The sequence below is a fragment of the Streptomyces griseoflavus genome, from assembly GCF_014649995.1.
Taxonomy (GTDB): Bacteria; Actinomycetota; Actinomycetes; order Streptomycetales; family Streptomycetaceae; genus Streptomyces; species Streptomyces griseoflavus.
Map to the genome: position 1 here is coordinate 18,170 of NZ_BMUC01000020.1, position 26,609 is coordinate 44,778.

24 protein-coding genes and 5 pseudogenes are annotated in these 26,609 nt (G+C 66.5%); 21 read left to right on the plus strand and 8 right to left on the minus strand.

Features of this window, described 5'->3' with window-relative positions:
- Window positions 1-331: 331 nt before the first annotated feature.
- The 3 genes and pseudogenes from IE172_RS34905 to IE172_RS30410 form a co-directional block, all read left to right on the plus strand.
- A pseudogene (locus IE172_RS34905) lies at window positions 332-622 on the plus strand (ATP-binding protein); the annotation flags it as partial.
- Window positions 623-1,088: 466 nt separating this feature from the next.
- Window positions 1,089-1,709: a LysE family translocator gene (locus IE172_RS30405; protein ID WP_190100557.1), complete on the plus strand. Its 621-nt coding sequence runs from the start codon at window positions 1,089-1,091 to the stop codon at window positions 1,707-1,709.
- Window positions 1,710-3,199: 1,490 nt separating this feature from the next.
- The gene (locus tag IE172_RS30410; RefSeq protein ID WP_190100558.1) at window positions 3,200-4,279 is read left to right on the plus strand and encodes a MerR family transcriptional regulator; all 1,080 of its coding nucleotides are present in this window, start codon (window positions 3,200-3,202) and stop codon (window positions 4,277-4,279) included.
- Between the two features lie 232 nt (window positions 4,280-4,511).
- Here IE172_RS30410 and IE172_RS34910 read toward each other — a convergent pair whose 3' ends face one another.
- Together IE172_RS34910 and IE172_RS35300 are read right to left on the minus strand one after the other, a co-directional pair.
- Complete coding sequence (locus IE172_RS34910) at window positions 4,512-4,799, minus strand: ATP-dependent DNA ligase (RefSeq protein WP_229886583.1); 288 nt, start codon at window positions 4,797-4,799, stop codon at window positions 4,512-4,514.
- An 88-nt stretch (window positions 4,800-4,887) separates the two neighbouring features.
- On the minus strand, window positions 4,888-5,040 hold the full coding sequence (locus IE172_RS35300; RefSeq protein WP_306432827.1) for a DUF6233 domain-containing protein: 153 nt from the start codon (window positions 5,038-5,040) through the stop codon (window positions 4,888-4,890).
- A 279-nt stretch (window positions 5,041-5,319) separates the two neighbouring features.
- Between IE172_RS35300 and IE172_RS30420 the strand changes: the two genes are divergently transcribed.
- The 7 genes from IE172_RS30420 (at window position 5,320) to IE172_RS30450 (ending at window position 9,245) form a co-directional block, all read left to right on the plus strand.
- The gene (locus IE172_RS30420) at window positions 5,320-5,550 is read left to right on the plus strand and encodes a hypothetical protein (protein ID WP_229886585.1); all 231 of its coding nucleotides are present in this window, start codon (window positions 5,320-5,322) and stop codon (window positions 5,548-5,550) included.
- A gap of 134 nt (window positions 5,551-5,684) precedes the next feature.
- Window positions 5,685-5,993 carry a hypothetical protein gene (locus tag IE172_RS30425; protein ID WP_190100559.1) on the plus strand — a complete coding sequence of 103 codons (309 nt, stop codon included), beginning with the start codon at window positions 5,685-5,687 and terminating at the stop codon, window positions 5,991-5,993.
- Between the two features lie 216 nt (window positions 5,994-6,209).
- Window positions 6,210-6,407 (plus strand): toxin-antitoxin system HicB family antitoxin, encoded by a 198-nt coding sequence (locus IE172_RS30430; RefSeq protein WP_225610487.1) that lies wholly within the window; start codon window positions 6,210-6,212, stop codon window positions 6,405-6,407.
- Window positions 6,404-6,700, plus strand: coding sequence for a hypothetical protein (locus IE172_RS30435; protein WP_190100560.1), 297 nt, complete (start codon window positions 6,404-6,406; stop codon window positions 6,698-6,700). The genes IE172_RS30430 and IE172_RS30435 overlap by 4 nt, the downstream gene beginning before the upstream one ends.
- Before the next feature lie 124 nt (window positions 6,701-6,824).
- Window positions 6,825-7,322, plus strand: a complete 498-nt coding sequence (locus IE172_RS30440; protein WP_190100561.1) for a hypothetical protein — start codon at window positions 6,825-6,827, stop codon at window positions 7,320-7,322.
- Window positions 7,323-7,710: 388 nt separating this feature from the next.
- Window positions 7,711-8,370 carry an HNH endonuclease family protein gene (locus IE172_RS30445; RefSeq protein WP_190100562.1) on the plus strand — a complete coding sequence of 220 codons (660 nt, stop codon included), beginning with the start codon at window positions 7,711-7,713 and terminating at the stop codon, window positions 8,368-8,370.
- Window positions 8,371-8,747: 377 nt separating this feature from the next.
- Window positions 8,748-9,245, plus strand: coding sequence for a lamin tail domain-containing protein (locus IE172_RS30450; RefSeq protein WP_190100563.1), 498 nt, complete (start codon window positions 8,748-8,750; stop codon window positions 9,243-9,245).
- A gap of 94 nt (window positions 9,246-9,339) precedes the next feature.
- On the opposite strand, the pseudogene IE172_RS30455 reads toward IE172_RS30450, so the two are convergent.
- Both IE172_RS30455 and IE172_RS35530 read right to left on the minus strand, forming a co-directional pair.
- Window positions 9,340-9,998: pseudogene (locus IE172_RS30455) on the minus strand (HNH endonuclease family protein).
- Window positions 9,999-10,159: 161 nt separating this feature from the next.
- On the minus strand, window positions 10,160-10,369 hold the full coding sequence (locus IE172_RS35530; protein ID WP_190100625.1) for a DUF6207 family protein: 210 nt from the start codon (window positions 10,367-10,369) through the stop codon (window positions 10,160-10,162).
- A 256-nt stretch (window positions 10,370-10,625) separates the two neighbouring features.
- Here IE172_RS35530 and IE172_RS30465 point away from each other — a divergent pair.
- A pseudogene (locus IE172_RS30465) lies at window positions 10,626-11,271 on the plus strand (DUF4291 domain-containing protein).
- Window positions 11,272-11,329: 58 nt separating this feature from the next.
- On the opposite strand, the gene IE172_RS30470 reads toward IE172_RS30465, so the two are convergent.
- On the minus strand, window positions 11,330-11,728 hold the full coding sequence (locus IE172_RS30470; RefSeq protein WP_229886589.1) for a peptidase inhibitor family I36 protein: 399 nt from the start codon (window positions 11,726-11,728) through the stop codon (window positions 11,330-11,332).
- A 556-nt stretch (window positions 11,729-12,284) separates the two neighbouring features.
- Between IE172_RS30470 and IE172_RS35380 the strand changes: the two are divergent.
- From IE172_RS35380 to IE172_RS30490, 5 genes and pseudogenes are all read left to right on the plus strand, one after another.
- Window positions 12,285-12,413: pseudogene (locus tag IE172_RS35380) on the plus strand (GNAT family N-acetyltransferase); the annotation flags it as partial.
- A 696-nt stretch (window positions 12,414-13,109) separates the two neighbouring features.
- Complete coding sequence (locus IE172_RS30475) at window positions 13,110-13,586, plus strand: lamin tail domain-containing protein (RefSeq protein WP_229886591.1); 477 nt, start codon at window positions 13,110-13,112, stop codon at window positions 13,584-13,586.
- Between the two features lie 303 nt (window positions 13,587-13,889).
- Window positions 13,890-14,087 (plus strand): hypothetical protein, encoded by a 198-nt coding sequence (locus tag IE172_RS30480; protein WP_190100564.1) that lies wholly within the window; start codon window positions 13,890-13,892, stop codon window positions 14,085-14,087.
- Between the two features lie 168 nt (window positions 14,088-14,255).
- On the plus strand, window positions 14,256-14,762 hold the full coding sequence (locus IE172_RS30485; RefSeq protein WP_190100643.1) for a hypothetical protein: 507 nt from the start codon (window positions 14,256-14,258) through the stop codon (window positions 14,760-14,762).
- 138 nt (window positions 14,763-14,900) lie between these two features.
- The gene (locus tag IE172_RS30490; protein ID WP_229886593.1) at window positions 14,901-15,446 is read left to right on the plus strand and encodes a hypothetical protein; all 546 of its coding nucleotides are present in this window, start codon (window positions 14,901-14,903) and stop codon (window positions 15,444-15,446) included.
- Window positions 15,447-16,581: 1,135 nt separating this feature from the next.
- On the opposite strand, the gene IE172_RS30495 is transcribed toward IE172_RS30490, so the two are convergent.
- Window positions 16,582-20,688 carry a DddA-like double-stranded DNA deaminase toxin gene (locus IE172_RS30495; RefSeq protein WP_229886595.1) on the minus strand — a complete coding sequence of 1,369 codons (4,107 nt, stop codon included), beginning with the start codon at window positions 20,686-20,688 and terminating at the stop codon, window positions 16,582-16,584.
- Between the two features lie 575 nt (window positions 20,689-21,263).
- Between IE172_RS30495 and IE172_RS30500 the strand changes: the two genes are divergently transcribed.
- Complete coding sequence (locus IE172_RS30500; protein ID WP_190100565.1) at window positions 21,264-21,764, plus strand: hypothetical protein; 501 nt, start codon at window positions 21,264-21,266, stop codon at window positions 21,762-21,764.
- 224 nt (window positions 21,765-21,988) lie between these two features.
- Entirely contained in the window at window positions 21,989-23,488 is a 1,500-nt protein-coding gene (locus IE172_RS30505; protein WP_190100566.1) for an FG-GAP-like repeat-containing protein, read from the plus strand.
- A 190-nt stretch (window positions 23,489-23,678) separates the two neighbouring features.
- Here IE172_RS30505 and IE172_RS30510 read toward each other — a convergent pair.
- Both IE172_RS30510 and IE172_RS30515 read right to left on the minus strand, forming a co-directional pair.
- Window positions 23,679-23,783: pseudogene (locus IE172_RS30510) on the minus strand (IS5/IS1182 family transposase); the annotation flags it as partial.
- Between the two features lie 791 nt (window positions 23,784-24,574).
- Window positions 24,575-25,468, minus strand: a complete 894-nt coding sequence (locus IE172_RS30515; protein WP_190100567.1) for a PIN domain-containing protein — start codon at window positions 25,466-25,468, stop codon at window positions 24,575-24,577.
- A 103-nt stretch (window positions 25,469-25,571) separates the two neighbouring features.
- Between IE172_RS30515 and IE172_RS30520 the strand changes: the two genes are divergently transcribed.
- From IE172_RS30520 to IE172_RS30530, 3 genes are read left to right on the plus strand one after another with little or no spacing between them, the layout of a single operon-like run.
- The gene (locus tag IE172_RS30520) at window positions 25,572-25,913 is read left to right on the plus strand and encodes a PIN domain-containing protein (protein WP_190100568.1); all 342 of its coding nucleotides are present in this window, start codon (window positions 25,572-25,574) and stop codon (window positions 25,911-25,913) included.
- Window positions 25,823-26,245, plus strand: a complete 423-nt coding sequence (locus IE172_RS30525) for a PIN domain-containing protein (RefSeq protein ID WP_190100569.1) — start codon at window positions 25,823-25,825, stop codon at window positions 26,243-26,245. Before IE172_RS30520 ends, IE172_RS30525 begins: the two co-directional genes overlap by 91 nt.
- Before the next feature lie 4 nt (window positions 26,246-26,249).
- Window positions 26,250-26,558, plus strand: a complete 309-nt coding sequence (locus tag IE172_RS30530; RefSeq protein WP_190100570.1) for a hypothetical protein — start codon at window positions 26,250-26,252, stop codon at window positions 26,556-26,558.
- Window positions 26,559-26,609: the final 51 nt, after the last annotated feature.

Genomic DNA, 26,609 nt, shown 5'->3' on the forward strand with positions numbered 1-26,609 from the left:
TCGTCGGCGGAAGGCGAAGTGTCCGATTCGGTACAGCAGGGTAGCCATCGGTTTTCCTTGATGAGTGCACGGTGGCGATGCCGTGTGGCGACATCGCCGCTTCTTGATGCGATCGGGTACTCGGGTGGGCCGGCAGCGTTGAGCCGCGCTGGCCGAGGGCGGCATCGGATGTCCTCGGCCGCCTGCACCGCGTCGGGTCAACCGCCCTGTGGTGCTGGCAGCGAGCCTTGGAGAACCAAGCCGGGTGCGAGGTGGCCGAGGTCAGCGGTCCTGGACCTCAGCGGATTGCCTCAGCTCAGAAGGCTGCGAAGACCTTCCGGCAGGTACCAGCACAACGGCCCAACGCACCCTGTACCGCACCGTTCAGGAGGCGCTCACAAATGTCCGTAAGCACGCACCCGGTGCCAAGGCGATTGTGAGGCTGTGGGCCGACGGCACTGCCTTCGGCGTGACTGTGACGAACACACCTGCCACCCGTACGTCGCTGCCTCTGCCTGGCGCTCACCAGGGTCTGATCGGCTTGCGAGAACGCGCTGAACTCCTCCGTGGCGAGTTGGAAGCGGGCAGTGCACCGGAGGGCGGCTACCGACTCACCTTGCGAATCCCTCAGCTCCCGCACTGAGTACCCGGACAAGGCCGCCCCGGCCTTGAAAGCCTCGGCGCGGTGGTGTAGCCGTCGTGGTCGGCGTCGACACAGTACTTGAACGCTGTGCGCCGGTATCCGGTGCGGTCCTCGTCGGCCACCGCAAGGCGGGCCAGGGCCTCGCGTACGGGCGTGGTTATGGTCTGTCCAGATGGCAGGGCGGGGTGCCGGCCGGGGTGGCGTGGGCGGGGATGGACAGCAGCACAGCCCTGGCGGCAGCGGCGACAATACGCACCAAGAGCACGACGGGCGAGACGGCGAGTCATCGAACCCATACCAGAGAGCCACGATGCGCGCTCAGGCGTGTCCCATATCCCGCGTCGTCACCGAACTTCGCTCTTTACCATCGAAAATTGATCATCAGCAAGTCTGTGCCTCCGAAGTTCGGCCGGCGTAAGGGCTGGCCCCTCGGAGGCAGGGGAAACCCAAATGCGAGACTGAAGACATGCTTTTTCAGCTCCTCACTGCCGTCGGCGTTCTCGCAGTCCTGACCATGGTGCCCGGCCCGGACATGGCGGTGGTGACGAGACGGGCCATCGCCTCTGGGTGGCGGGACGGCCTGCGCACGATCGGAGGCATCACGGCAGGACTGCTCATATGGGGCGCGCTCACCGTGGTGGGTTTGGCCGCCGTCCTGGCGGCGTCCACCACGGCCTACACGGTCGTCAAGCTCGCCGGTGCCCTCTACCTCGGCTTCCTGGGCATCCAGACGCTGCTGCAAAGCAGGCGCAGCCATACGGCGTCCCCGACACCGGGTGCCCCGGCCCTAGTCGGAAACCCGTGGCGCACAGGACTGATCAGCAACGTCTTCAATCCCAAAATCGCCGTCTTCTACACGGGCCTGCTGCCCACGCTCGCGCCGTCCGGCATCTCCCCGCATGTCGGGATGGCCCTGCTGGTTCTCATCCACGCGGTACTGACGCTCATGTGGCTCGGCAGCTACGTGCTCGTGCTCGCCAAAGCCCGTGCCTTCTTCGAGAAGCCGACCGTACGACGCACCATGGACCGCATCACGGGTGTCGTCCTGATCGGATTCGGGATCAAGGTCGCTTCCTCTCAGTCCTGAACCCGAGCACGTTCCCTCGAAACGGGCACTCGCTCTGATGGCCTCGCCAAGAAAATACGACAACACACAAATACTGTCTGCAGAAGCTGTGCGGACCGTCGTGGTGTTCGGCAAGGGGGACGAGCATGTCCTCATGGACGGCGACCTTGCGATAGAAGTCGAGATACCTCTCCTCGTCGGCTTCGACGATAGACCGTCGATGGCTACGCAACGCGGCTCTCCGTCTCTCTCAGAGTCTGACCCCTGACAGCATGGCACCGTCGGAGTTCGCCGCGGCCGTCCGAGCCCGCGTGAACAGCCTGGATTGGCCGGCATAGCTCACCGTCAACGTCTCCATCTTCCGAGCCCCCACGGCTACTGCGTGGGCAAACCTGACCAAGGCAGATGTCCGCCCCGCGCTGCCGTTCTCCACGATCCACGGCGTGAAAGGGCGGCAATTCCCAGCGATCGCTTTGGCCTTGCCAAGCCGGAACAACCGGCGCAGCAGCTCTGGACCCACCGCACTCGACCATTGGGAGGACAACACCAAAGGTGAGCCCCGTCGCGTACTGTACGTGGGCACCTCACGCGCACAAGGGCTCCTGCTGCTCCTCATCCCGAAAGCGCAAACGCAGCGGGTCCTGCGCCTGCTGACACGCGATGCCGTGCCCTTCCACGCCGTCCGACCGTCAAGTCGAGGTCCGCCTATACGGACCGCAACCCAGGCATGGTCGATCATCGTCAGCGATACACCGGCATCTGTCAGCAGAGATGCAGGACTACCGCAGGACGCTGCGCTCACTCAAGCTCAGCCAGGCGGGAAGACCCAGCCGTTCTTACCCGCCCTCTATGGCATGACCCCCCTGGGCGCCGTTCTAATTTTCAGGACCATGGGCCGCTACCGTGTGGCCGATCCGGCTGACGAGATTGGCGATAAACCCCAAGCTAAGGGCACAACGGCGAACTGACCGACAGCGGTCCCCTGCTGACAATCCTGCGAGCCCTCCGCCCACGGGTGGGCACCAACAAGGCGCCCGCCCGTCCGCATTCCTGTCAGGGGAAGCAGCCGGGCGGGCTCCGTGGGCCACACGCTACCGGCCGCCACGGAACCACGGCCCGCACCTGCTTTACTCCGCTCCAGGACATCGTCGAAACGTCACCCGATCGAGGGTGGGGCCAGAACAATCCGTTCTTCCCGCGCCCCTCCCGCACCGCTCCCCCACGCGGCTCAAAAGTGGGGCCAAAACAACTCGGCGGAGTGGGGCCAAATTTGCCCGGTGAAACCACAGGCGCCTCCGTGGTCCCCCCTGCCCGGGCCAGAGGCTTCCCCATAGGCGCTCGGCAGAGCAGACCGGACCTCCCGATCGGGCCAGTTCGTGGCCGATCGCGTTGTACACGTCTATGGGAGACGATCGGGCGGGCCCAGCACGACCTGTGGTTGACCTTCACCTTGGGGGAGGCCACAGCATCAGTGGGGCCGGGTGATGCGCTCGGCATGAGGAGGAGCGAGCATGGGGTTGCTGACCATCGGGGCGTTCGCGAAGGCGTCCCGCCTGTCGCCGAAGGCGCTGCGTCTTTACGACGAGCTCGGCCTGCTGACCCCTGCACGCGTCGACCCGGTGACCGGCTACCGCCTTTACGCACCTGACCAGTTGGACCAAGCCCGCCTGGTCGCCTGGCTCCGGCGCTTGGGCATGCCACTGGCCCGCATTCAGCATGTCTGCGCGCTGGATGCGGGCCCGGCGGGACAAGAGGTCCGCGCGTTCTGGGCCCAGGTCGAGGCCGACACTGCCGCACGGCGGGACCTGGCCACCTTCCTCATCGACCACCTGTCACGGAAGGACCCCGCCATGTCCCCGACCGCCAAGTCCCTCGGAATCCGTTACGCCGCTCTTTCCGACAAGGGTCTCGTCCGCGAGAGCAACCAGGACACCGCGTACGCGGGATCCCGGCTCCTCGCTGTCGCCGACGGCTGCGGAAGCCAAGGAGCCCCTGCCAGCGCAGCCGCCATCGACGCGTTCAAGCACCTCGAAACCGACAGCATCCCAGCCGGCAACCTCCTCAACGTCCTCGAAGACGTCATCGAACAGGCCAAGCAGGCCGTGTACGACGTCGCCGGGACCGGCTCTGCATCCGAAGGCACCGGCACGACACTCACCGCGATGCTCTGGACCGGATCACAGCTGGCCCTCGTCCACATCGGCGACTCCCGCGTCTACCTACTGCGCGGCGGAGAGCTGTTCCAGATCACCCACGACCACACCATGGTCCAGTCGATGGTCGACGAAGGACGCCTCAGCCCGGAAGAAGCCGCCTCCCACCCCCAACGGTCGCTCTTGGTGCGGGCCCTGGGCCCAGGAGCCGACACCAACCCCGACATGCGCCTCCACGACGCCCAAGGGGAAGACCGATATCTGCTGTGCTCCGACGGCCTGTCGACTGTCGTGCCGACCCAAGAGATTCGCCGAGTACTCTCCGAGATCAATGAGCCCGAGCAGGCCGTCCGCGAACTCATCGCCCTCGCCAACGCCTCCCGCGGCCCCGACAACGTCAGCTGCGTAGTCGCCGACGTCATGGAGCTCCAGCAGTAGGAGCGAGCGGCATGCACTTCGACTTGCACCAGATCCGCTCTCAGGAACTCATCCGCGAAGCTGACGAGTACCGACTCGTCCGACAAGCCAGGAGGGTCAAGCTGGCTCCCCCGACCAGGGCAACCAGAACATTGCAACCTGCCTCCTGGCGCCTGCTGTCTTGGCTCCGCGGCTGAACATCACGCTGTCTGTGGTTGAGCGGGACGCCGCCCCCCACCTGTCCCACTCAATCTCAGCAGCGCAGGCCACCTCTCTGGCCTGTTGCCAGCTCTACCACTTCCACCTCCCTGCTGACCTGCTCTTCTTCACAGCTGGTGACAGATGCAGCAACAGAACAAAGTTCAGAAAGAAAGCCCGTCATGTCGGTGCCCTGCCGTGAGCGCAGCAGCACCCGCCCACCGCTGTGCACGGCGAGCTGCACGCGGAAGCCGTCCCACTTCGGCTCTGCCACGTACCCGGCGGGCAGAGCAGGGCTGTCGACGGGCACGGTGAGCATCGGCTGAGGCAGTGACCAGGTCATACCCGCATGCCTTCCACGCCGCGCACCGCCGGGCCGGTCCGGAAGAGGGCCGTCACCCGGCAGGCAACCTGCAAGGCCGGGGCTGTGGTCAGTCGAGGATGCCCAGGGCCGTGTCTGGGCGGCAGTGCATGCAGGGCGGCACCTGCTGGCGCAGAGCATTGAGGACCTGCTCGCGGGACGCTGGACGGCACCGGCCGCTCTCGGCAGCCGCCCAGCAGTCTCCGAAGTGCACGGCGTCCACGTTCGTCCAATTCAGCCCGTACTGGATCAGCCAGTCCGGAGGCGCCGGCCGTGCCTGCTCGCCCCGGCGCCGTTCGATCTCCCGCCGTTCCTCGTCGGCGATCCACTGATCGATCTGAGTGAGAGCCGCCTCGCCTGCTGAACCACCACCCGGCGCGCGAAGTGCAGCATCTGGAGCCGCGAGGGTTTATCAGTCGTGTGTTCGATTGCAGATCGAGGGCAGGCCGGTGGTCGGACCGTCCACTTCCGCGCGGATCGGGCACGGCGTACGGTCCAAGCCATGACCAGTGGAAACCGGCAGCGGCGTGACGGCTCGGCCAAGCGGGTTCAACTGACCAGCGGTGACCACGGCGGCCCGAAGGGCAAGAAGAAGGCGAAGAAGCCGCGTGTCAGCCGGCCGGACCGGGCCCAGCGGAAGGCAGCCGCCGGCCGGGCCTGGACGGAGCTGTTCGACCGCCTCCGCGAGGTGAAGAAGCGGGAGCAGGCCAGGTCTGATCCCTCCCAGGAGTGATCAAGGGGCTGGGTCCGTGCCCACCTGATCAGTCTGCGGATTAGCCGTTCATGCGGCTCTCTGTGATCAAGTCGGCTGTCTCTGCGGCGGCTGCCCTGGTGGTCCTGGCCCCTTCTACGTCGGCGTCGGTCCCGATGAGCGCGGACCGCACCAAGGGGGAGGTGACGATCTCCGTCAGGGGCCGTGGACTGCACGTCGAGACGATCCACGTCACGAGCAGCAGGCAACGCACCTTGGAGGCGTTCCGCGTCTACCCGCACATCGGCTCGGCGGCCACCCAGTCGAACGTCACCCGCTGGAAGAAAGAGCGCTTCCACAAGGCCGGGATGACGCGCTCCGCCATGGCCTCATGGAAGATCAACCGGAAGTTCCCGCACGGGACGTGGCTGTGCGCCACGGCGAAGAAGTCGTCCGGTAACCCCTGCATCCAAGTCCGCCGCTGACCGCGCCGACACCACAGTGCCCGCACTGAACCCGGGCACTGTCTCGCGCTCCCTCGAACTGCGCTCATCGAGCGGCCGGTGCCCAATCCGCAATGCGGGTGGCAAGGGCGCCGGCCAACCAAAGACCCTCACGAAGAGGACTCACCGCCAGCATATCCGGCCACCGCTCTCCGCTGGCACTATGCGCCACCACATTCCGGTTGCTACGCTGCCACCATGTCTGTCACCACGATGACCCTCCGCGTCCCTGACGATCTCGCCCCCGCGATCCGGGCCGCCGCCGGTGAGGCCGGACTGAGCGTGAACGCCTACGTCGTCCGCGCCGCCCGCCGTGCCGCGACCCTCGACGCCGCCAAGCAGCTCGCCGCCCTCGGCCTCGCCGACACCCTCGCGGGTGAGGGCGACACCCTGTGAACCGCGGAGACATCTGGACACTCCCCGACGGCCGCAACGTCCTGATCATCAGCCTGACCGGACTCGAAGAGGCATACGGCGCCGTCCTGGCCATCGTCCTCCACGACAGCGGCCGCTACCCCGACACCGCCATGTCCGTCGTCATCGGCGACCCGCTCCCCTGCACAGCCGTCGCCGTCAACATCGTCCAGCTGCGCACCGAACGCTTCGACGGCGCCAAACTCCTCGGCCCCGTCGACTCCGCAGCCATGGCCCGCGTCGACGCCGCCCTGCGCGCCGTCCAAGACCTCTGACCCGGCTCGCTGTGCCCGTACTGCGTGCCCCGCTGACCCGGGACAGTGCAGGAGCGGTGGGCCATTCCCGGTCGAGCGGCGGCATTTTCGGCCGAAGTCTGCGCAGCGCGCATATCGGCCCCTGGTGCAGCTCATGGATGTCGGGGTGAAACTGCCACTGACTTCTCCTGTACAGCGCCTGGCCGGGGCCGGGGCGATGGTTGCCGTCCTGATGCTGACCGGCTGCACCCAGTCCCCTGCCGGGCATGACGAGCGGCTGAGCAAGGCCGCGGGCCTGGCGCGGGTGACCCTCGTGTGCCCGAAAGGTTTGTGGGAGGAGACCAAGCCGCCGAAGGGCGCCAACGAAATCAAGGCCAAGGTGTCAGAGATCGCTTCCGGCCCTCGCTCGGGCCGCGGGCTGGTGCAGGTGACCATGACCGGCACCGACCTCGTCTCCTACCTCAAGGAGCTGGACTTCAACGCCCACCCCTCGAAGTGGAACGGCGAGAAGGACAACACCGCCGCCTCCCGCCGTGTCTACGATGCCGTCGCCCCGGCCATCGACAAGATCGAAGCAGCCACCAGCCCGGACGACCCGGAACCGCAGATCGTCATCTATGACACCATCAAGGACAAGGAGTAGCCGCAGCCGCGACGTTCACGGGCCGGTCCGGCGCGGCGCCCGCGGACCGCGCGCCCGCCGGAAATCGTCAGACCTTGGCCGACTCGGCCCCGGCCGGCCACGTGGCACCCCGATGCGTCGCGGCCCGACTCCTCACCCGCGCGGCATGGACGCCCGGCCGTAGGTTGCCCGACGTGTCGGCGCCGGGCCCGTTCGTTGCGGTTGCCGGGTACCGGCTGGCCGACCGCGACGACCAGCCGAGTGACTGCGTCGGGAGTTGAGCGTGTTCCAGGTGAAGCCTGCGAGAAGGTCGTACCGTCCGGTTGCCGGTACGACCATTGCGCCCATATGGGCGGCGCACTCGGAGAACGTCTGATAGCGCCCCCTGGAGGGCCGCTATCAACGGCCCATGCTCACTGCTGTGCTGCGCGGCCTGGCCGCCGCTTCCCTTGCCCTCGTGCCCCTCACCGTCCCTGCGCCTGCTCATGCGGTGGAGACGCTGCCGCTGGCCGAGGCCGTCGATCGTCTGCCGGTGAAGGCCGAGTCCCGTGACGGCTACGACCGGGACGCATTCCGCCACTGGAACAGCGGAGACAACCTCGACGACGGGTGCAACACCCGCGGAGAGGTTCTGCTCGCCGAGGCTGTGGAACTTCCTGAGGTCGGGCCCCGGTGCCGGCTGTCGGGCGGGCGTTGGTGGTCGTACTACGACCAGATGTGGGTGACATCCGCCTCCGGCCTGGACATCGACCACATGGTGCCCCTCGCTGAGAGTTGGGACAGCGGGGCGTCGGCGTGGACGGCGCAGCGGCGTGAGGCGTACGCCAACGACCAGGGCGCCGCCGTCAGCCTGGTCGCGGTCACCGCCCGCTCGAACCGCTCCAAGTCGGACCAGGACCCCGCCGAGTGGCTGCCCCCGGCTGCCGAGGTGCACTGCCGGTACGTCGCGGAGTGGGTGGCAACGAAACTCCGCTGGATCCTTACGGCCGACGAAACCGAAGTATCCGCCCTGAATGAGGCGGCGGCCGGCTGCCCCGAACAGACCGTGACCTACGAGCCGGCCCCATAGCCCGTCGGCCACCCTGGACAGTTGGACAGGTCCTGCTGTCTACCGTCAGACCAGTGCATACAGGGCGGTCGCCTCTGCGACGGCATGGCTGCCAGCGGCCCGCTTCAACTGGGCTGAGGGAACGGTTGAGTGTCCGGCGGACCGCGACAAGCTCCATCGGGGAGCCCAGCACATACCCGGTGCTCCCGCGAAGGGAAGTCTGTCCACTGGACGGACCCTCAGCTCAGCCGCACCTGGTTCTGCCCCAGGCCCCGTTCCCCTCAACGACCAGCCCGCACTGTCCCGTCTTCACAAATACTTCATCATTTGACCATGCCGTGGTCACGGGTTCGGTATGCTCCCCGATGCTTCATAGGCACCATCTGGGGGGAACCCGCATGCGTATCAGCCGTACCCTGCCCGCCGCGGCCGTGGCCGCCGCCGGCGTGCTCAGCCTCGCCGCCGTTCCGGCGCAGGCCGCCGAATACTCCTCGGCACTGAAGATCAAGGGTGTCCAGTACGACGCCCCGGGCCGGGACTCCAACAAGTGCTCCGGCGGGAACACCGCGGCCGAGTACCTGACGATCAAGAACTACTCGAAGACCGCCAAGGTCAACCTCAAGGGCTACGTCGTCAAGGACGCCGCCGGCAACAAGTTCACTTTCACCAAGAGCCACACCCTGGAGCCCGGCGACTACGTCAAGCTGCGCGGCGGCCGCGGCACCGACTCCGACACCAAGAACGTCGTCTACCGGCAGAACTGCAACTTCCTGTGGAACAACGACAAGGACACCATCTACTTCCACAAGCCGGGCGGCGCCCGGGCCGACGTCCACTCCTACACCAAGAGGGCCAACGACCGCGACGGCAACGGCTACATCTCCTACCACGGCTGACCTGCACGACTAACGGAGAAGGGCCGGCCGCCGGGCAGATTCCCGGCGGCCAACCCCGCCCTGAACCAGCACCCGCTCGCCGCGGGAGAGCGTGTTACACAGCGGGCTCGTAGGCCACCTGCTGGTCCGGGCAGCCCCTCGCCGTATCCTCCAGCGCCGCCACCTCCGCCTCATCCGCTGTCAGACCCCAGCGCAGCTTCGTGCCCACCCACTCGGCGATGTACCGGCAATGCACCTCAGCAGCCGGCGGCATCCACTGCGCCGGGTCCTGATCGGCCTTGGACCGGTTCGACCGTGCCGTCACAGCCACCAAAGACGTCGCCGCACCCTGGTCGTTGGCATACGCTTCACGCCGCTGCGCCGTCCACGCCGAGGCTCCGCTGTCCCAGCTCTCGGCCAGGGGCACCATGTGGTCGATATCCAGGTCGGAGGCGGACGTCACCCACATCTGGTCGTAGTAGGACCACCAGCGCCCGGCCGACAGCCGGCATTGGGACCCGACGGTTGGGGGCTCGACGGCTTCGGCGATCAGGACTTCATTGCGGGTGGAGCAGCTGTCGGCCGGGTTGTCGCCGGCGTTCCAGTGGGGAAGGCATCGCGGTCATAGCCATCACGGGACTCGGTGCCGAGCGGCAGGCGGGCGACGGCTTCGGCGACAGGAAACGTTTCGGCCGCGTGGGCAGACGTGGAGACAGCGGCAGAGGCGACGGCGAGGGACGCCGCGGCCAGAGCACACAGCACGGCGGTCCGCATGCACCGTTGATAGCGGCCGGCGGAACTTGATCAGCGGCTCGTCGAACACGCACCCATACGAGTGTTGTAGTCATACGGGCGTGTGGCGTCTCCTGACTGTGATTGCTCCACCGAACAGGTCGAGCTGGAGTTGTCCCTGATGGCAATACCTTGCACTACGTCTACGAGTCGGGCCGTTGCAGCAGGTCCAGGAAGCAGCGCAGCTGTACACCTGGCTCGCCGGGCTCGTGGGTTGCGCGGTCCGCCGGCGCGATCGCCCACCGCGTGGCGAGCAGTTCCTGGACCGCGAACGCGGTCTCGTCATCGGCGGCCGCGATCTCCACCACCGCAAGTCCCGGCTCCGCCACATGCCCGTCGTTGATCGGCCTCATGACCAGTTTTACGCCCCGACGCCCGCTGGAGTTCTCCCCTGCGGCCAGCGTCACCCGGACCGGGTACAGCGAGGCGTGCGTGCTGACCTGCCGCAGCCTGTCGTCCTGGCACCGTCTGGTCCTCGAGGAACTCGGCTGCCGCAGCGCTTCGGACTGGTCGAGGTGGGCGATCGACTCGGTTTCCTTGCCTTCATGAGCATCGCCTGCACCCTCGTACGCCACTGCGGACTCGGTGGCCTCGCGCCGGGGTAATTCGATGGCGCGCGTAACGACGTGTGATCACCCTGATCCAGTGACAGAACCCAAGTACCAGATCCGAGCCCTGTACACGATCACCATCTACCAGGCGTACTCGCCGGCGATCGGTCTGGTGGCGGCCCGGGACGGCCGTTTCCCGGCGGAGTGGAAGCGGGACCGGATGACGTGGATCAAGCCGTCGTTCCTGTGGCCGCTGCGGATGGGGCAGCAAGGAAGGCCAGGAGAGCGTCCTCGCCATCGAGATCACCCGGGAGGGTTTCGAGTGGGCACTGCGGCACGCCTGCCTGTCCCACTACGAGTACGGACTCCACACCGATCGTGCCACGTGGAAGCGCCAGTTGAGGCAAGCTCCCACCCGGGTGCAGTGGGACCCCGAACGTCACCTCCGCCTCCAACCGCTTCGCCACCGATCGCTGCAGCTCGGCCTCTCCGGCGAAGCCGCACATCTCTACGCTGACGAGTGGATCGTCTCCATCACCGATGTCACGCCGCTGGCCCGCACGGTCCACGCCCACGTGCGAGAGGGAGAACTGGACGTCGCCCGGCAACTCCTGCCGCGCGTACGCCCTTACCCCGTGGACGATGAGGCTCTGGCCCACCTGTACCGGCAGGCCGGCACCACCGTTGAGCTGGCTTCTCAGTAGGGCTGGGAACCTTCTCGTGTCCTGTCGGCGGCGCCGGGACGGGATCGTGCCGGGGCAGCTATCCGCAGTCGTTGCGGTTGATCTTCAGCGAGCGGGTCTGGTCGTTGAGGTTGTAGCCACGCAGGTCGTGGATAGAGCCACCGCTGCGAGTCACACACACCCACCGGCCGGCTTGGTTGCGCTTCTCGTAGACGCGGGCGGTGCGGTCGGAGTTGTTGCGGACCGAGCTGCCGCGGTCACGGATCGCGGAGGGCAGATCCTTCACGCTGCCGCCCGAGGCCCGTCGCACCCAGGGCTGCCCACCGAAGTTGATCTCGGGGTAGATGCACACGTAGCCGGACGGGCAGTCGATGGCAGCGCGTGCCGCGCCGGGCTTGCCGGCGGCCGAGGCAGCAGTGGTCAGGGGGAGCAGGGCCAGGGCGGAGACCGCCAGGGAGCGCATCAGAGTTTTGATCACGTTCAAGAGATAGCGGCCCCGGGCGGCCGACCGGCCGGATGCCGCCCGGGTTCACCCGAGTAGAGGAGGCAGTACAGGCCACCGTCTCAAGCCGCGCTACGGAGGTGCCACGCCCGCCGGTGAACCGGGGGCAGCCGTGGCATCACTCTCGCTGTCCGGGCAAGAATCCGCCTCGGGCTGAAGCCGGGGGGAGGGGGGAGCCTGGTGCGGGAGCAGCATCGACGACTTTCTGCAGGGATGCCTGTGCTACGAGAAGTTGGCCGGGCGCAAGGTCCTGGGCTGCCGAGGGCGTTTGGGCACAGGTCTTTTCACACGGCGTCCTGCCCGGCGCCGCAACAAGCCGCCGCACGCGCGGAGGGATCCGAGGTGCCCGGCGACCTGGGGCCGAGGTGCGGGCAGGTCCGACCGAAACCCGTCCTGCCGTGGTCAGAGTGGTCGTAGCGCCGTGTCATGACCACTGTGGGCGACACGGCTCACCCATATCGCATCGCCACCGAGGCACCCACGCCCCAGGACGGTGCCGCAGGAGATTCCGGTGGAACCGCCCTTGACCCAGGTGCTCCCTGAGGACACCCCGGACGGCGATGACGAGGACGACGCGGATTCCCGCGTCTTCGTCGCCCACGGTGCCGCCGATGACCCGGCCGGGTACGTCGCCGTCTCACACTCCGGCCGGAACCGCCGACTGACCATCGAGAACATCGCAGTCGTCCCACCGCACCGGGGACGAAGAGTGGGCCGCGCTGATGGGACTGCCGGGGAAGTTCGTCCGCAAGCGGAGTGCCAGTCACCTCTGGCTGGAACTCACCAACATCAACACGCCCGCGATCCACACATCCCGGCGCATCGGCTTCGCCTTCTGAGGACTCGACACCAGCCTCTACGGAGGCACCCCTTCTCAGGGTGTTGAGCCGCTCCCAGGCAAGGAGCGGGACCCGTCGCCCGGTGCGAGGGCGACGGTCGGTAACCAGGCCGAAGGCTCAGATGAAGGCCGTAGGCCGCTCGTACCGCTGCGCTTACACGTCCGGCAGACGGTGATGGTGCCGGGGGCCTGTTACCCACTTTCGGGTGACGGCCCCGTGTGACCTGGGGTGGCGCGCCGGGGCGTTCGCGGGCCCACAGCCAAGCGCCGGAGGGGTGTCCGGTCTAGACGGGACGTCAACCTGGCGCATTGGGTGTGTAAATGGACATTGCAGATGACAGTCACCGTGATGTGGGCGATTCGTAACAGGCTTCACGTCTCGTCCACATACCGGATGCGGGGTGGGCAGGGTGTGCGTGGGCGGCCGGCCGGCCGCCATTCGCACCAGGCACACCCCGGACCTGCGGTCTTGACGCCGCACGTGTCCCAGGGAGTGCCCGCACCTTGCAGGGGGAACCTGTGTCGAAGCCCATCACCGCCCGCCGCCTGACCGCCGCCGTTCTCAGCGCCGGCGCTCTAGCCGCGATCCTGACCGTGCCCGCGTCGGCGGCCGAGCACCGCCCGCACCGGCCCGACGTGCAGATCTCTGACGTGCAGTACGACTCCCCGGGCCGCGACGACCGCTCCAACCGCTCCCTGAACCGCGAGTGGGTGGAGATCACCAACAACACCCGCCGCGCGGTGAACCTGGACGGCTGGACCCTGCGCGACGAGGACGGCCGCACCTACACCTTCGACGACTACCGCCTGCGTGGCCGGGCCACCGTCCGCATCCACACCGGCCAGGGACGCGACACCCGCACCGACCTCTACCAGGACCGCCGCCACTACGTGTGGGACAACCACTCCGACACCGCCACCCTGCGCAACGACCGCGGCCGTTTCATCGACCGCGAGTCCTGGGGTCACGACCGCAACCGCGGCAACCGCCGTTAACCACCTCGACCCGAGCTGCAGCCACAGCCCGGCCCACACCGCCACGGCGCGCCGCCCCTCCGACAGGGCGGCGCGCCGCCGGTATGGGCAAGTGCCTCGCCGCGCGGTTGGCATGGAGATGGGTGGTGATGTGGCGAGGAAGCCCGGGTCCTTGTGGGAAAGCCTGGGAAGGGGCGGGTGGTGGCCCGCAGGTGGCTCATCCGTCACCGGCACGTAACTGTAGAGGCGCTCGTACGAAGTCAGCTTGGCGGCGAGGCGTTCGGGGCCCACGGTGGCCCGGTCGACTTCCACGAACGAACGACGTTGGCGAATGGGGCGTGGCGCTTACCGGAGAACCTGGAACGGCTCGCCGCCTTCACCCGCAGAGCCAGTGACCGCCGCCGCGCTTTCGAGGCCCGGCCGAAGACCGAGCAGCCGGCCGATGTGGCCAAGCCCGCCGACCAGCAGCAGCACTACACGAACCGGCCCGACCACAGCAGGGGAGCGGGCCGTGACGGGTGAGGGATGGCAACCGGCCAGGGGTTGGCCGATCTGTGACTTCACCCGCGAGCCTCGGGGAATCGGGGCGTTGGCACCCGGCACGGGAGGAACCTTGACCGACCTGCACGAACCGCTGGAACCGCTGGACAGCTACCCGACGAACTGCCCCCGCCCCGCCAGCGCGGCGGCGTGAACCTGGTGGGCCTGCTCAGCATCGCCGACGATCCGGCCCGCAGCCTGGCCGCGCTGAAGGTCCGGATGCAGCCCCACGACTCGAAGACCTCGCTCGTCAGCCCCGAGAACGCCCGCGAGAACACGGCGAAGGAGGTCGACCGGCTCCTGGGCACCGCCATCCACTTCCAGCGTCACGCCCACGCCGCACTGCTAGGGCGGTGCGTCCTCGGTGCGGACTTCAAGGAGGGCTGCTCCACCGAGGGCGCCAGCCTCCAGCTGAATGTTTGGGACGACACCACGCGCCGGGACGTCGTCGAAGACGGCACCACCGGCTGCGTCACCCACACCGTCGAAGCCGCCCGCCGGGCTATGGCCGACCCCGCCAGCCGCAAGATCCTGCTCGCCTTTGTCCGCGACGACGAAGGCACCGCCGTTGCCCGCACTCTCGGGCTCGGGCCGGACGACACCGCGCAGTTCCTGAACCGTGGCCTCACCCTGCGCCCGGAACACCGGGTCGGCTAACCCTCACCGTTCCCGCGGCCGCGCCCTGGCCGCCCGGCATCCGCGTTGGAGCGCCACGTTGCCCTGCGATGCCCGCTCCTGCCCTACCGCAGTGCCCCTGCGGTAGGGCAGGTGGGCCCGATGGGTGATCATTGTGTGATGGACGCAAACTTTTGGACGGTACTTTCGGATGCGGAGCGAGACCAGTGGGACTACGTCCCGGGACAGACCCTTGGACCGCTTCGCTTTGAGATGGATTGCAATGATGTCGTCGCCGCCATGACCGAACACGGCTTCGCCAATGTGTCAGAAGCGACTGACGCCGGCTGGCACGTTGTCGAATTCAGGAAGCCGGACGGGCTCTGGGCGCAGGCGGCTGTAAAGTGTTACTTCGACAGGAACCGCGTCCTGGCGTACGTACTCATCGACGGGCGGAGAGGCCCTCAAGTCACCTGTGAGGGGATTCGCCTGATCGGCCGCGTGCCGTCAGAACTTGCCCGGGAAATGGAAACGCATGCGGATAAGCACGATAGGGGCGTCAGGTTCAGCTACGGTGGAGACGTCTTTTGTGAAGGTTTCGAGATCGAGTTGGGCACACAGCGTGCCGGTGACACCGTCGTGACTTGGGCCCTGTTCTTCAGCGCGGGAGATGACCACAGCACCGCCAGGGACAGCGCTCCCCCACAAATTTGGCACCACTGGTAAGCCAACTGCCGACCTTAATACGTACGCTACTCGGGCAAGTTTTTGAGCTGGAAGGTCATCTTGGTGCGGCGATCAGCCGTCCCTCCACCGACAGTAGAGGCCGCACCAAGCCCGCTCGTCATTGTTCATGTCCGATTAATCTTCGAGCTGTGCACGATCGGCTTCACGGAGCCCTATGGGGACAGGTACCTAAAACGCTGAGGGTCTGACCTTTTAACGTTCGGACAAACGGGCCATTGAGTCGGTCCGTCGGCAGCACCTGGAGCGTCACGGGGCGGGACTCCGGTTGTCCGCCGCATGGAGAACCGGCTTCTCGTGAGCGCGATGTCCGCGATCAGCTCCAAAGGAGGATGCACTTCAGAGTCGTTTGACGCCAAGGTTATGTACCGCTTTCTTGCCCGGCTCGTCGGGCACTTTGACCGCAAGATCCACCTGCTCGTGGATCGGCCCTAGGCCCATCGCTCGAAGACCGCCCGGGACTGGCTCGCCGGCCACGAGAACGCGATCGAGTTGCACTTGCCGTCGTACCTACCCGAGCTCAACCACGATAGGCTGGTCGATTTTGACCTCACGCGCAGCCCGCCCCACAACCACCGGGCCAGGAATGAGGCCAGACTCGCCGCCGAGACGCGCCGGTTCGCCTACTGCCGACGAGGCCAACCATGCATCGCGCGGATACTTTGGTGGCCGGCACGTCCGCTACCTCCTTAACGAGGGAGCGCCATCAGCTTCTGATCAATAGAACCACCGACCCCGACCTCTAAATATCAGACGGATGCACTGACGACGCCGTCCGTTCTGATCTGCTCGATCAGGCGGCCGGTTTCATCGACCGCAAGAGACCTCGTGTTGACATTACAGCTGGGCCCACCGCTAATGCGATGGGCCCAGACAGTGGCGACCCGCAGTCGCCTAATTAGTACCCGTTTGCAGTTTTAAACTTCCCGCTGAAGGAGTCCCGGCGAAATGACGCTAGCTTTGAGGAGCTCGAGAGTCTACCTCTCTGTAGAAGCCCGTTGCTGCCCACCTTTATGGGTGTCTTAAATAAAACCTAACTCGAACAATCAGTTCAAAATGCTGCCGTACTCTACGAGTCGCCCCCGGGCGCAGGGTTCAACCCCGGACACCTTTAAAGTCACGGTTCCCCTACCCTTCCGCCCACCAGGACCTTTTTGCCACCAGGGTAGTACACGGTAAGCGTCGAACCGGCGGGGAGAATATGCCAGACCGCCATCTCACAGTTCTGCAGCTTTCTGCAGACGCCTTCATTGTTGTTGATTACGACGGTGGCATGCTTCTTACCTGTTTCGGCCATCCATACCGCATACTTGGTCTCCACATGTGATGTACCAATGTATTTGGTGTTGCGACCTGACGGGAATCCAGGCTTACCTGCGACGAGTTTTTGGGCTTTGACCCACCAGGGATCATCGAACCTTTTCCCGTTTGCGTCATAAACAACTTCTCCACTGGTCATCCGCTTGATATCGCCCGGCAGGTCGAGGAACGGCTCGCCGTTATCATCGACCAGTTCACCAACTGTTTTCTGTCCCTTGAGCCCATCCACCCACTTGGGCAAACGATCATGGATCAGCTGAACCCATTGGGGACATGCACCATCGGTGTTGTGGACGAGGACGTCGGTGGTGCCGGTGGAGACGTAGTAGGTGTGGAGGTCGTCGATGGTGAGGTCGTAGGCGTCCTGGAGGCCCTGCCAGTTGCGGGTGCGGGTGATGGTGGCCGTGTTGTTCTGCGGGGTGCGCAGGGTGTCGCCGGCCTCGAGGTCTTCTGCGTTCTTCCATTTCTGGTCGTTCTGGGACCAGTAGGGGTGGTGGCTGGTGGAGGTGAGGGTGGAGCCGTCGGTGAGGGTGACGTCGGTGAAGTTCCGGTCGTCGGGGGTGTGGATGGTTCGGGTGACGCGCCGGGTGCCGGTTTCGCCGGTGGTGGGATCGGTGGCTGTGACGAGGTCGCCAGGTTCGATCTGTTCGATCGGGCGGTTGGTGCCGTCGGCCATGAGGACCTGGGTGCCGGCTGGGAAACTGTGCGCTTCCGGCTTGGTCAGGCAGGCGACGGTACGACGGGTCGCGCGGCCGGCCTTCAGCGAGTCAACGGCATTGTCGAATTGGGTGAGGAGCTTGAACTTGCCCGAAGGGAGGACACCGGCGGCGGCCATGACACAGCCGAAGGCGGTGGGGTCCTCGATACAGGCCTCGATGTCGGCGAGGCCCGAGGCTTCCCAGAGGATCGTCCCGTATGTGCTGGGATCCTTCAGTACGTTCAGGGTTTTGTCGATGTCCCCGCCGTCACAGAAGGTCGTGAGCTTGTTAAGTGTGTCAATTACGGGGAGCGGGAAGGAGGAACTGTCGACGGGGAGGAGAGTTACGCAGCGGCTGCGCGGCGTGTCTTTCTCTTGTGCCTTGCGTGCTTCTTCCGCTTGTCGGCGGGCCTCTGCCATCTCTTGCTCGGCGAGGTCGCGCGTCCTTTGCCAGGCAACCCTGGCCTCGGCCTCTGCCTCGGTGGCACTCTTGCCTGCGGCCTTTGCGGAGGCGCGGGCATTGGCTGCGGACTCGTCGGCTTTCTGGGCTGAGTAGCGGGCGTAGGAGGCGGACCATTCGGCATCGGCCGCGGAGTTTTCGGCGGCGGTGGCGTCCTGGGAGGCCCGGTCGGCGGCACTGCGTGCTGTGGCTGCTGATGTGGCCGCTTCAGCAGCGCTCTGCTCCGCGGCGTCTGCGGAGGCGTCGGCATCGGCCGCGTACCGTGCGGCCGCTTCCTTGGACTCCTGCGCCTTACCGGCGGCTGTGGCCGCGTCGGCGGCTGCCTGTTCGGCCTTGGCGGCGGCTTCGGCGGCGCGCCAAGCGTTCTCCGTCGCCTTGGCCGCGATCAAGGAGCCTTCTGCGATGAGGCGTTTGACCTGGTGAGCGTGGTGGGAGGTGAGGTCGTCCTTACGCTGGGCCATGTACTGGCCGGTGCTGACGAACTCGTGGATCAGCTGGGGTGGTCCGGCGAGGGCGATTTTCGCCGCTGCCTTGACTTCGGGGCCGCCGGTTTCGGCGAGGCGGGCGGTGATGACCCTTTCGTCGATCAGGCGCTCGCCGTACTGGCCGATGTTCAGGAACGTTGCGTAAGTCTTGCCGTTGCCATCAAGGAGTGCGGCCTTGGCGGCCTCGCTGACTCCGGGGCCGCCGGTTTCGGCGAGGCGGGCGACATCGACCCTCATGTCGATGAGGCCGGCCTGGTACTGGCCGGAGGAGTAGAAGGCCTCGATCTGCGCCGGGGTGCCGTTGAGAGCTTCGGTGGCCGCGGTGCGGACGGATGCGTAAGGGCTCTGGGAGCTCAAGTTGACGACGCGCTGGCGGACGTCGTCGTGGTTGGCTTCTTTCCAGCGGGTGCGCAGGTAGTCCAGGACGTCCTGATCAGTGCCCGACAGCGCGCGGGCGGCGGCTTCCTGATGCCAGGGGCCCAGCAGTTTCATGGCCTGCATGGCAAGCTGGCGGCCCTTGGCGGCGGTGGCCTGGACGTCGACATCGGGCTGGCTGGCCTCCTGGGCCAGCTCGGTCGCGGTGTCGTTCAGAGAACGGGCCTCGACCTGGGTCGCAGCGGAGGCCGAAATGCCCATCTCAGAGGCTGTCTTCACCGAGCGGGCGAGCTCGATCGCCGCCTCCGTGCGGGTGGTGAGATCAGCTTCCTCGGTCTCACGGGCGAGCGCGAAGATCTCCTTGGCTTTGGCCACCGCGGCCGTCGCGGTGTCGGCTGCGTTCTTGGCCGCCTGGGCGTTCTTCTTGGCCGTGGCGGCGTAGGCGGCCGAGTTCCCGGCCTGCTCGGCAGCTTCGTCTGCGTAGGTGGCGGCCTTCCTCGCATGTACAGCCGCCGAGGTGGCAGCGTCGCGAGCACCGTAGGCGGCGGTGGCGGCGCGATTGGCCAGGGCCGAAGAACGGTCGGCGGCTGCGTCGGCGGCAGTGGCATGGCGGCGTGCTTCTATGGCCGCCTGACGGGCCTCGTTGCTGTGCAGGCCGGCGGCGTCCGCGGAATCGTTGGCCGCTTCGGCGGCGTTAGCCGCTGCCCGGGCGTTGGCGGAGGCTTCCTTGGCTGCACCGGACGCAATTGCGGCAGCCGCCGAGGCCTTCCCGGCGTTCTCGGCCACGATGGCCGACTCGTCGGCGAGCATTGCCGCAGCACGCGCCTGCTTAGCAGCCTTGTTGGCGGCAGCAGCATCGCCCTCGTTGGCGGCGGCGGCGATAGCCGCCTTGTAGGCCTTGTTCGCCGAATCCGCAGCGGCGGCAGCGGCAGCGGCAGTTTGCGCTGCGGCGAGCGCGGCACGGCGCGCGGCGCGGTTGGCGGCGTTCGCCGAGCCGATGGCCTCCTGTGCGGCCTCGGCCGCGCCCCGGGCGGCGTCCGCGGCCTGCGCAGCCTTGACTGCGGCCTTCTTGGAGTCGTCTTTGGCGGCCGCGGTCTCCTCGGCTGCCTTCAGCGCGGCCTCCTTGGCCAACTTGGAGGCGGCGACTGCCTTTTTCGATGATTCTTCCGCGGTTTTGCGAGCGTCCTCGGCCTGCTTGCCGGCAGCCTTGGCCTGCTTGGTCAGGTCCTCAATCGAGGCGTGCTCCTGGTCCCGGTTGCGGGCGGTGAACTGCCCGACCTCCAGGAACTCGACCATTTCCTCGGGCGTCCCCCGCAATGCCACCTTCGCGGCTGCCTGCACATTCGGGCCGCCGATCGTTGCCAGGCGAGCAACCTCGACACGGTTGTCCTGCTGACGGGCGGTGTACTGGCCCTGAGTCAGGAAGAGTTCACGGTCGTTGAAGGTGCCCCGCAGGGCTTCCTTACCCGCTTCCTGCACACCTGCGCCACCCAGAGTGATCAGACGGCCGATCTCAACCTTGCGGTCCTGGTCCAGCGGCTCTTCAAATCCGTAGAGGAGAAAGGTCTCCAGCTCGGTCGGTGACTTCAGCAGCGCTTCTTTGGCGGCTTGCCGCACACCGGGACCGCCAGCCATGGCGAGCCGCGCCGTCTCAACGCGATTGTCGGCGAACTGGATGGACCCCGCTTCGTCGAGGAACTTGCGGATCTCCTCGTCACCGCCGAGCAGCGCCTGCTCGGCGGCCTCCTTCAGCCCGGCTCCGCCGCTCTCCCAGTAGCCGACGATCTCAGCCCTCACGTTCACTGGCTGCGGTGCCGGCTCCGCCGCCACCGCAGCGGGCGTCCCCAGCAGCCCCGACAGCAGGCCCGCGGACAACAGCATCCGCATAGCCCGCCGGGCACCTGAGAACCGTCTCGATACTCCCGAACCAGTGGCCCCGGAGGATATACGCCGTTTCACCCGGCGACTCCCTCATAATTGAAGAAATACCCAGCCGGATAAGTGCGCGGGCGCCACCGGAAAAGCAGAAAGGCATCGAAAGATTCACCTTACCCTCTGCAAGAAAAGAGGCAACTCTCGCGCATTTTCCGCCCTGCTTGATCATACACCGACATCACTATGGGTAAGCCAGGGCTTATCAAGTCGATCCCGATTGCTCCACCAGCCACAGATGCGCCATCCGGGCCGAAGGGCGAGCGCTAGATCAACTCCTATGTCAGGAAAATTCCTTGATGATCAACTACACATGTTTCGATACTGCGTATCAAGTTTGCACCAGTATGTACCTGTGTTTGATCGGCTCCATCCAGGCTTGAAGTGAATAAACTGCGAGCGAGATCTGGGTGAGCTGTGTAGAATGATTTGCGCTGTTCGCATTTTCAGTCTTACCTTTTTGCGGTCTTCCCTTTTAGGGGTGCCGCTTCTTCATATTCTTATCTGCTTAGAAAGGCTTCGCTGTGTCGATGACCCGGGCGCACAAATCACTGTTTGGTGCTGCTGTTGCAGTTTTTGCGGCGTCCGCGATGCTCGGCGTGGCTTATGCCGATGACGGCAGTTCAGCAGCATCCCAGACTGCGGCCACTGACGAGATGCCCATTGCTGCTGAAGACTTCAACTACCCGGGTGCCTCTCGGATTTACGAGGAGACTGGCGCCCTACTCAAGCGCGGCAATGGCCACATACTGATGACTACGTGCGATGGCAGCGAAGACATCTGGATCATGAGCCGGACCGGGCAGCAGGACTTCTGCTTTGACGTCACGGCCAAGCCCGCCTTCCTCGCTCTCGAAATACCCAAGGCGCACGGCATCTGGACCTCGGCCGATCCAGTGAGGACCACTATTCGCGAAGACAACGGAACCACCACCGTCATCAACGCCCCCGCCAATGACTTCACCGGATATGGCGAATCCGGCGCCTCTGGAGAACCGAGTACGCTCATCGAACTGCGTGTCACTGGTTAATCGCGACTTCGCCTAGCAAGTCACATGAGAAGTAACTTCTGCTGCCAGTCGCTCGATTTGTCCTGGCTGACCGCGGCAACCTGGTTTTCTACAACGCGCAGAATAAGTCTCTGGTGGTCCAGCGGAACCGCCATCCGGCATGACTACAACGGTGACGGGCGCAGCGCGGCGCCTAAGCCCTGCCTGCTCCCTGGCGCCATGCCAGGTCCTCAACAAGGAAAAACATGACACCTCGACGTATCCGCACCGCCTGGGGCGCCAGCCTGACCGCAGCGGTTGCGATAGCCAACCTGATTATCCCCGCTACTGCCGTCGCCGTCACTGGCCCTGAGGCCGCCGCAACCTACGCGTTCACCGTGCGCGTCCTGGTTGGCGATGGCGACCCGGCACGCGGCTGTTCGGCCGGGCTCATCTCCCGTGAGTGGGTCATCACCACGGCTTCCTGCCTCGCGGACGACATCACCTCGGTCACGGCGGGCAAGCCACAGCAGAAGACCACCATCAACATCAAGGGCTCCGCCCCGGACTCGACTACTGCGTACACCGGCACTGTCGCCGAACTGGTGCCCGCCGAGGGCGGGCGTAACGTGGTCATGGCCCGCCTAGCCACCTCCGTCCCCGCGACCATTCCCACCCTCGCGCTCGCCGACGAGGGCCTGGCCGCCGGTGACGAGGCCACCTTCGCCGGCACCGGCCGCACCAAGACCGAATGGGTACCGGACAAACCGCACACCGCGACCTTCACAGTCGACAGCACTGACACCACCACCCTGGCCATCTCCGGCAAGACCGCAGAGGACTCCATCTGCAAGGGCGACACCGGCGGTCCTCTCCTACGCGACACCGACAACGGGCCCGAGCTTGTCGGACTGGCCACCCGGTCCTGGCAAGGCGGCTGCCTGGGCACGCCCGAGACCGAGACGCGCACGAACGCCGAGGCTGTACGCACCGACGACCTCGGCGACTGGATCAGCAAGACCGCCGGCCGCGCCCGGATCCGCCAGGTCGCTTCCGGTGACTTCTCCAGTGACGGCAAGAGTGACGCTGTTGCCATCGACGGGGCCGACGGCAACCTCTACGCCTATCCCGGTGACGGCAAGGGCGGCTTCGGCGGCCGGAACCAACTCGGCACCGGCTGGCAGACCACCCGGGTCATCACCACCGGCAACTTCGTCGGCGACAGCAACACCGACCTCGTCGCCATCCGCGACAACGGCGTCCTGCTGACCTATCCCGGCAAGGGCCAGGGAGGCTTCGGCCCCGCCATCACCGCGGGCACCGGCTGGAACAACATGCGCCTGCTCTCTGCCAGCGACTTCAACGGCGACAAGAAGATCGACCTCCTCGCCGTCCACACCAACGGCGACCTCTACATCTACCCCGGCACTGGCGACGGCAAGGTCGCCTCCGGCATCGTCGCAAGCAAGGGCTGGAGCGGCATCAAGCTCATCGCCAGCGGCGACTTCAACGGCGACGGCAAGGCCGACGTCGCCGCGATCCACACCAACGGCTACCTCTACACCTACATGGGCACCGGCCAGAACAGTTTCCAGACCGGCATCAAGGGCGGCGGCGGCTGGAGTACCACCGGCCTAATCGCCAGCGGCGACTTCAACACCGACGGCAAGACCGACCTCGTCACCGTACGCAACGGCACCACCTTCTACACCTACATCGGCAACGGCAAGGGCAACTTCTCCACCCCCGTCACCACCCAGCCGTAAGGACCCTTCACCTCAGACGTCGGGGCGGCCACCCAGAATTCGGGCGACCGCCCCTTACCACCAGGCGGACGCCACCAGTGTGTTCTGCGCATCACCCATCCGACCGGCAATGTAGTTCTGGACTTCGGCCAGTAGCGCGTCCGCATCCCGGGACCCGCTAGTGGTCCATGACGTCAGTGAAGGCGAGTGCATCGCCTGCCTGTCCTGAAGTGAGGACGAAGGTCAGAGGCCGACAGTTACCGTCGGCGGCCAGATGGATCTTTGTCGTCAGTCCGCCGCGAGACCGGCCGATGGCGGGCCTCGGCCACGTGCTGGTGTGCACGACGATTGTGGAGTCCTTATGGCGTTCACGGCCGCGTACGGACCTCGAGCTCCACTCTTACGCTCCTCGAGTCGCTTCGTGGTGTGCAGCGACCGTAGTCCTACGCTCATGCGAGCGGCTGTGCTGTTCAGCCGAGGCGTGCAAACGCTGCGCTGTGAGGAGGAATGGGAACCGGGGGAGCCGGGACGTTGTGGCCGGGTAGCTGATGTTCAGGACGGACAGACGGCGCAGGGGCCTGTTCACCCAAGGTCGAGGAAGCTTCGAGGATCAGCTCCCCGGGCTGGTGCGTGCTGGCGGCGAGGTCGTCGACGACACGGCGAAGTTCGGCGAGCACGGGATCAGCCGGCGGGTCCTCGAGCGGCGGAGGTGAGGCGGTGCGGACCTCGCGGAGGGCCTGACGGGCAGGAGCAGGAGGTAGCCGGTACCTCGGGCGGTTGTGGTTGCGTGACGCCGAGACCACCGCCTGGTATGTCCTGCTCGCCAGCCGCCGGACGCACGAGACAGAGGACGACCGCAAGCGATTCCTCGAAGCGTGGGGAAACGCCTGAGCAGTCTGATCGCGCCCTACCGGCTCAGCGCTGGACTTCCGCTCTCTGCCTCGCTGGACGCGACCGCGCACCTCACCGGCCGCGACGTCGCCTCGGGGCACGCGTTCGCCAGCACTTCCTGCATGTCGGCACCCACTGAGCCATGCGTCACTACCACCTCCCTGCCCCCGACAGCTGCAGTACCCAGGGGGCAGGGCGTGTCGTCGATCCACGGGGTCAGGGCTCGATGAACGGCAGGGCGACGGCGTGCAGTTTGGTCTGGAGGTTGATGTCGCTGGTGGCGACGTACCACGCGGAGCCGGGGTGGCGGGACTGCAGGAGCAGGGTCGAGGCGATGAACCGGTCGTCCGGGACGTCCAGGTCGAGCCAGTTGGGCAGTGCGTCGGATTTGGGTTCGATGTACTCGAAGACGGCGTGGACGTCGCCAGCGACCCGGACGCCGAGGGTGACGTCGCCGTTGTTGCGCAGCCCCTTCAGGCGCCGGTCGGCCTTCTTGGCCGCCTCGCGCAGAACATCGGTCCGGCCGGCCCGCTTCTTTTCATCCAGCTCGTGCAGTACGACCGGCAGTAAGTGCGCCATGTAGCGCGGTCCGATCTGCCCGGTGTACGCGGCGAGGTCGGGGTTGTCGATCAGCGCGTTGGTGTCGATGGTCAGGCGCACCGGCCACGGGTCCGTCGGCAGCAGATCGGTCAGGCTCCGCAGCTGCTGGACGGACGCCTGCAGGAGCTTCGCGGCCTCCGGCATATGCTGCGGGACGGACCAGTCGGACCACGTGCCCTCGCGGACCAGCCAGCGTTCCAGGTGCTCCAGGCTGTCCTTGAGCTTCTCCGCCGCCTCGGGAGTCGGGTGTGGGAACAGCAGCCGGAACCGCGGCTCCCAGCCCCGCAGGCGGCGCAGCAGGTCCATCCGCTGGGACTCCAGCGCCGGGCCGCTCGGTGCCCAGCCCCAGTTCGCGGCGTCGAGGATGACGAAGCCGTCTCCCGGCCGGTTCGGGTTCACGTACTGGATCTCGGAGCCCTCGAGCACGGCGAGGTAGTCCCGCTCGATCGCGTCGAGCTGCTCCAGGAGGCGCTCTCGGTAGGTCGGCGGGAGGGACTTCTTTTGCGGCATCCATCGATGATGGCCCACCCCACTGACATCCCCGGCCCTGCCAAGTCCTGCCACCGGGAGAAACCGTGCACCAAGGGCCTGTTGGGGGGCCTACGCTCCCGTCATGTACAGCAGCGCCTATCCCGTTCCGTTGACCGGCGGCTTCCAGCTCGGAGTCTTCGATACCTCAGTGCTCACATCGGACGTCACCGCAGCCCCGAAGCGCGGCCAGCCGTCCTCGATCCTCGCCGGGATGCAGCACGGGACGCTGCGCGGGTTCATCCCTCACTACGTGTGGGCGGAAGTCCCCCGTGTGCTGGCCGACCGCAAGCGCGAGGGCGGCGCCTTCGATCTCGCTCGGGCGGAGCGGCTGTGGTGGCAGCAGTACGTGCCGCTGCTGCACGTCGTCTGTGTGGACGGGTTGCCTATGACGGCGGCCGCCGCCAGCTCGCCCACGAGGACCTGAGCGACGTCGGCATCCTCCAGCTGGCCGGCGTGCTCGCCCCCGTTGTCCTGCTGGCCGCCGACCGTGACCTGATCGGCCAGGGCGTCGCCGTCCCGAACTGGGAAGCCGTTCGGGGTGTGCTCGGGAGGATCGGCAGGGCAGAGGCAGGCATGGAGGGCAGCACCAGCACGATCGTGGCCGCCGGATACGGCCTCGCCGGAGCCGTGCGGCTGGCCCGAGCCCACCCGGTGTCCGCCGGAGTGGCGGTTGCCGCCGCCAGCACCTACGCGTACCTCAACCGCAGCCGGTTACTCGAGCGACACCCGTGCGAAGCTCGCCCGGTTCGGCACTGAATCCTTGAAGATCCTGGGCGAGCCGTTCGTCCAGCACGAGGTGCACGGGCGCGACTGGGCTCAGGCGCAGCGCGACACCGCCGGGGACGACGTGCTCTCGCAGGTGGCCCGCCTGCTCGCCCGCGCGCCCGAGCCGATGACCCGTACCGATATCCTCGCCGCGCTCCCTGCCGCAGTTCAGGAACCGCACCGCCGGCAGATGGACGGACTGGGACGGCTCCTGCACCGCTTCCCCGCCTTCCATCAGGCAGCACCCGGCCGCTGGCAGCTCGGCAGGACCAACATGCAGATCACCGCCCCGACCTGGGCGTAGAGCGGCGGAACGGCAGTGGCAGGCCATGCAGGACGCAGATGGCTACGATGC

Bases quoted from the DNA above. Each gene is read 5' to 3' on its own strand.
- IE172_RS30405 (WP_190100557.1), top strand. From the start codon at position 1,089: ATGCTTTTTCAGCTCCTCACTGCCGTCGGCGTTCTCGCAGTCCTGACC.
- IE172_RS30410 (WP_190100558.1), top strand. From the start codon at position 3,200: ATGGGGTTGCTGACCATCGGGGCGTTCGCGAAGGCGTCCCGCCTGTCG.
- IE172_RS34910 (WP_229886583.1), bottom strand. From the start codon at position 4,799: ATGACCTGGTCACTGCCTCAGCCGATGCTCACCGTGCCCGTCGACAGC.
- IE172_RS30420 (WP_229886585.1), top strand. From the start codon at position 5,320: ATGACCAGTGGAAACCGGCAGCGGCGTGACGGCTCGGCCAAGCGGGTT.
- IE172_RS30425 (WP_190100559.1), top strand. From the start codon at position 5,685: ATGAGCGCGGACCGCACCAAGGGGGAGGTGACGATCTCCGTCAGGGGC.
- IE172_RS30430 (WP_225610487.1), top strand. From the start codon at position 6,210: ATGTCTGTCACCACGATGACCCTCCGCGTCCCTGACGATCTCGCCCCC.
- IE172_RS30445 (WP_190100562.1), top strand. From the start codon at position 7,711: ATGCTCACTGCTGTGCTGCGCGGCCTGGCCGCCGCTTCCCTTGCCCTC.
- IE172_RS30450 (WP_190100563.1), top strand. From the start codon at position 8,748: ATGCGTATCAGCCGTACCCTGCCCGCCGCGGCCGTGGCCGCCGCCGGC.
- IE172_RS35530 (WP_190100625.1), bottom strand. From the start codon at position 10,369: ATGAGGCCGATCAACGACGGGCATGTGGCGGAGCCGGGACTTGCGGTG.
- IE172_RS30490 (WP_229886593.1), top strand. From the start codon at position 14,901: ATGGACGCAAACTTTTGGACGGTACTTTCGGATGCGGAGCGAGACCAG.
- IE172_RS30495 (WP_229886595.1), bottom strand. From the start codon at position 20,688: ATGCGGATGCTGTTGTCCGCGGGCCTGCTGTCGGGGCTGCTGGGGACG.
- IE172_RS30500 (WP_190100565.1), top strand. From the start codon at position 21,264: ATGACCCGGGCGCACAAATCACTGTTTGGTGCTGCTGTTGCAGTTTTT.
- IE172_RS30505 (WP_190100566.1), top strand. From the start codon at position 21,989: ATGACACCTCGACGTATCCGCACCGCCTGGGGCGCCAGCCTGACCGCA.
- IE172_RS30515 (WP_190100567.1), bottom strand. From the start codon at position 25,468: ATGCCGCAAAAGAAGTCCCTCCCGCCGACCTACCGAGAGCGCCTCCTG.
- IE172_RS30520 (WP_190100568.1), top strand. From the start codon at position 25,572: ATGTACAGCAGCGCCTATCCCGTTCCGTTGACCGGCGGCTTCCAGCTC.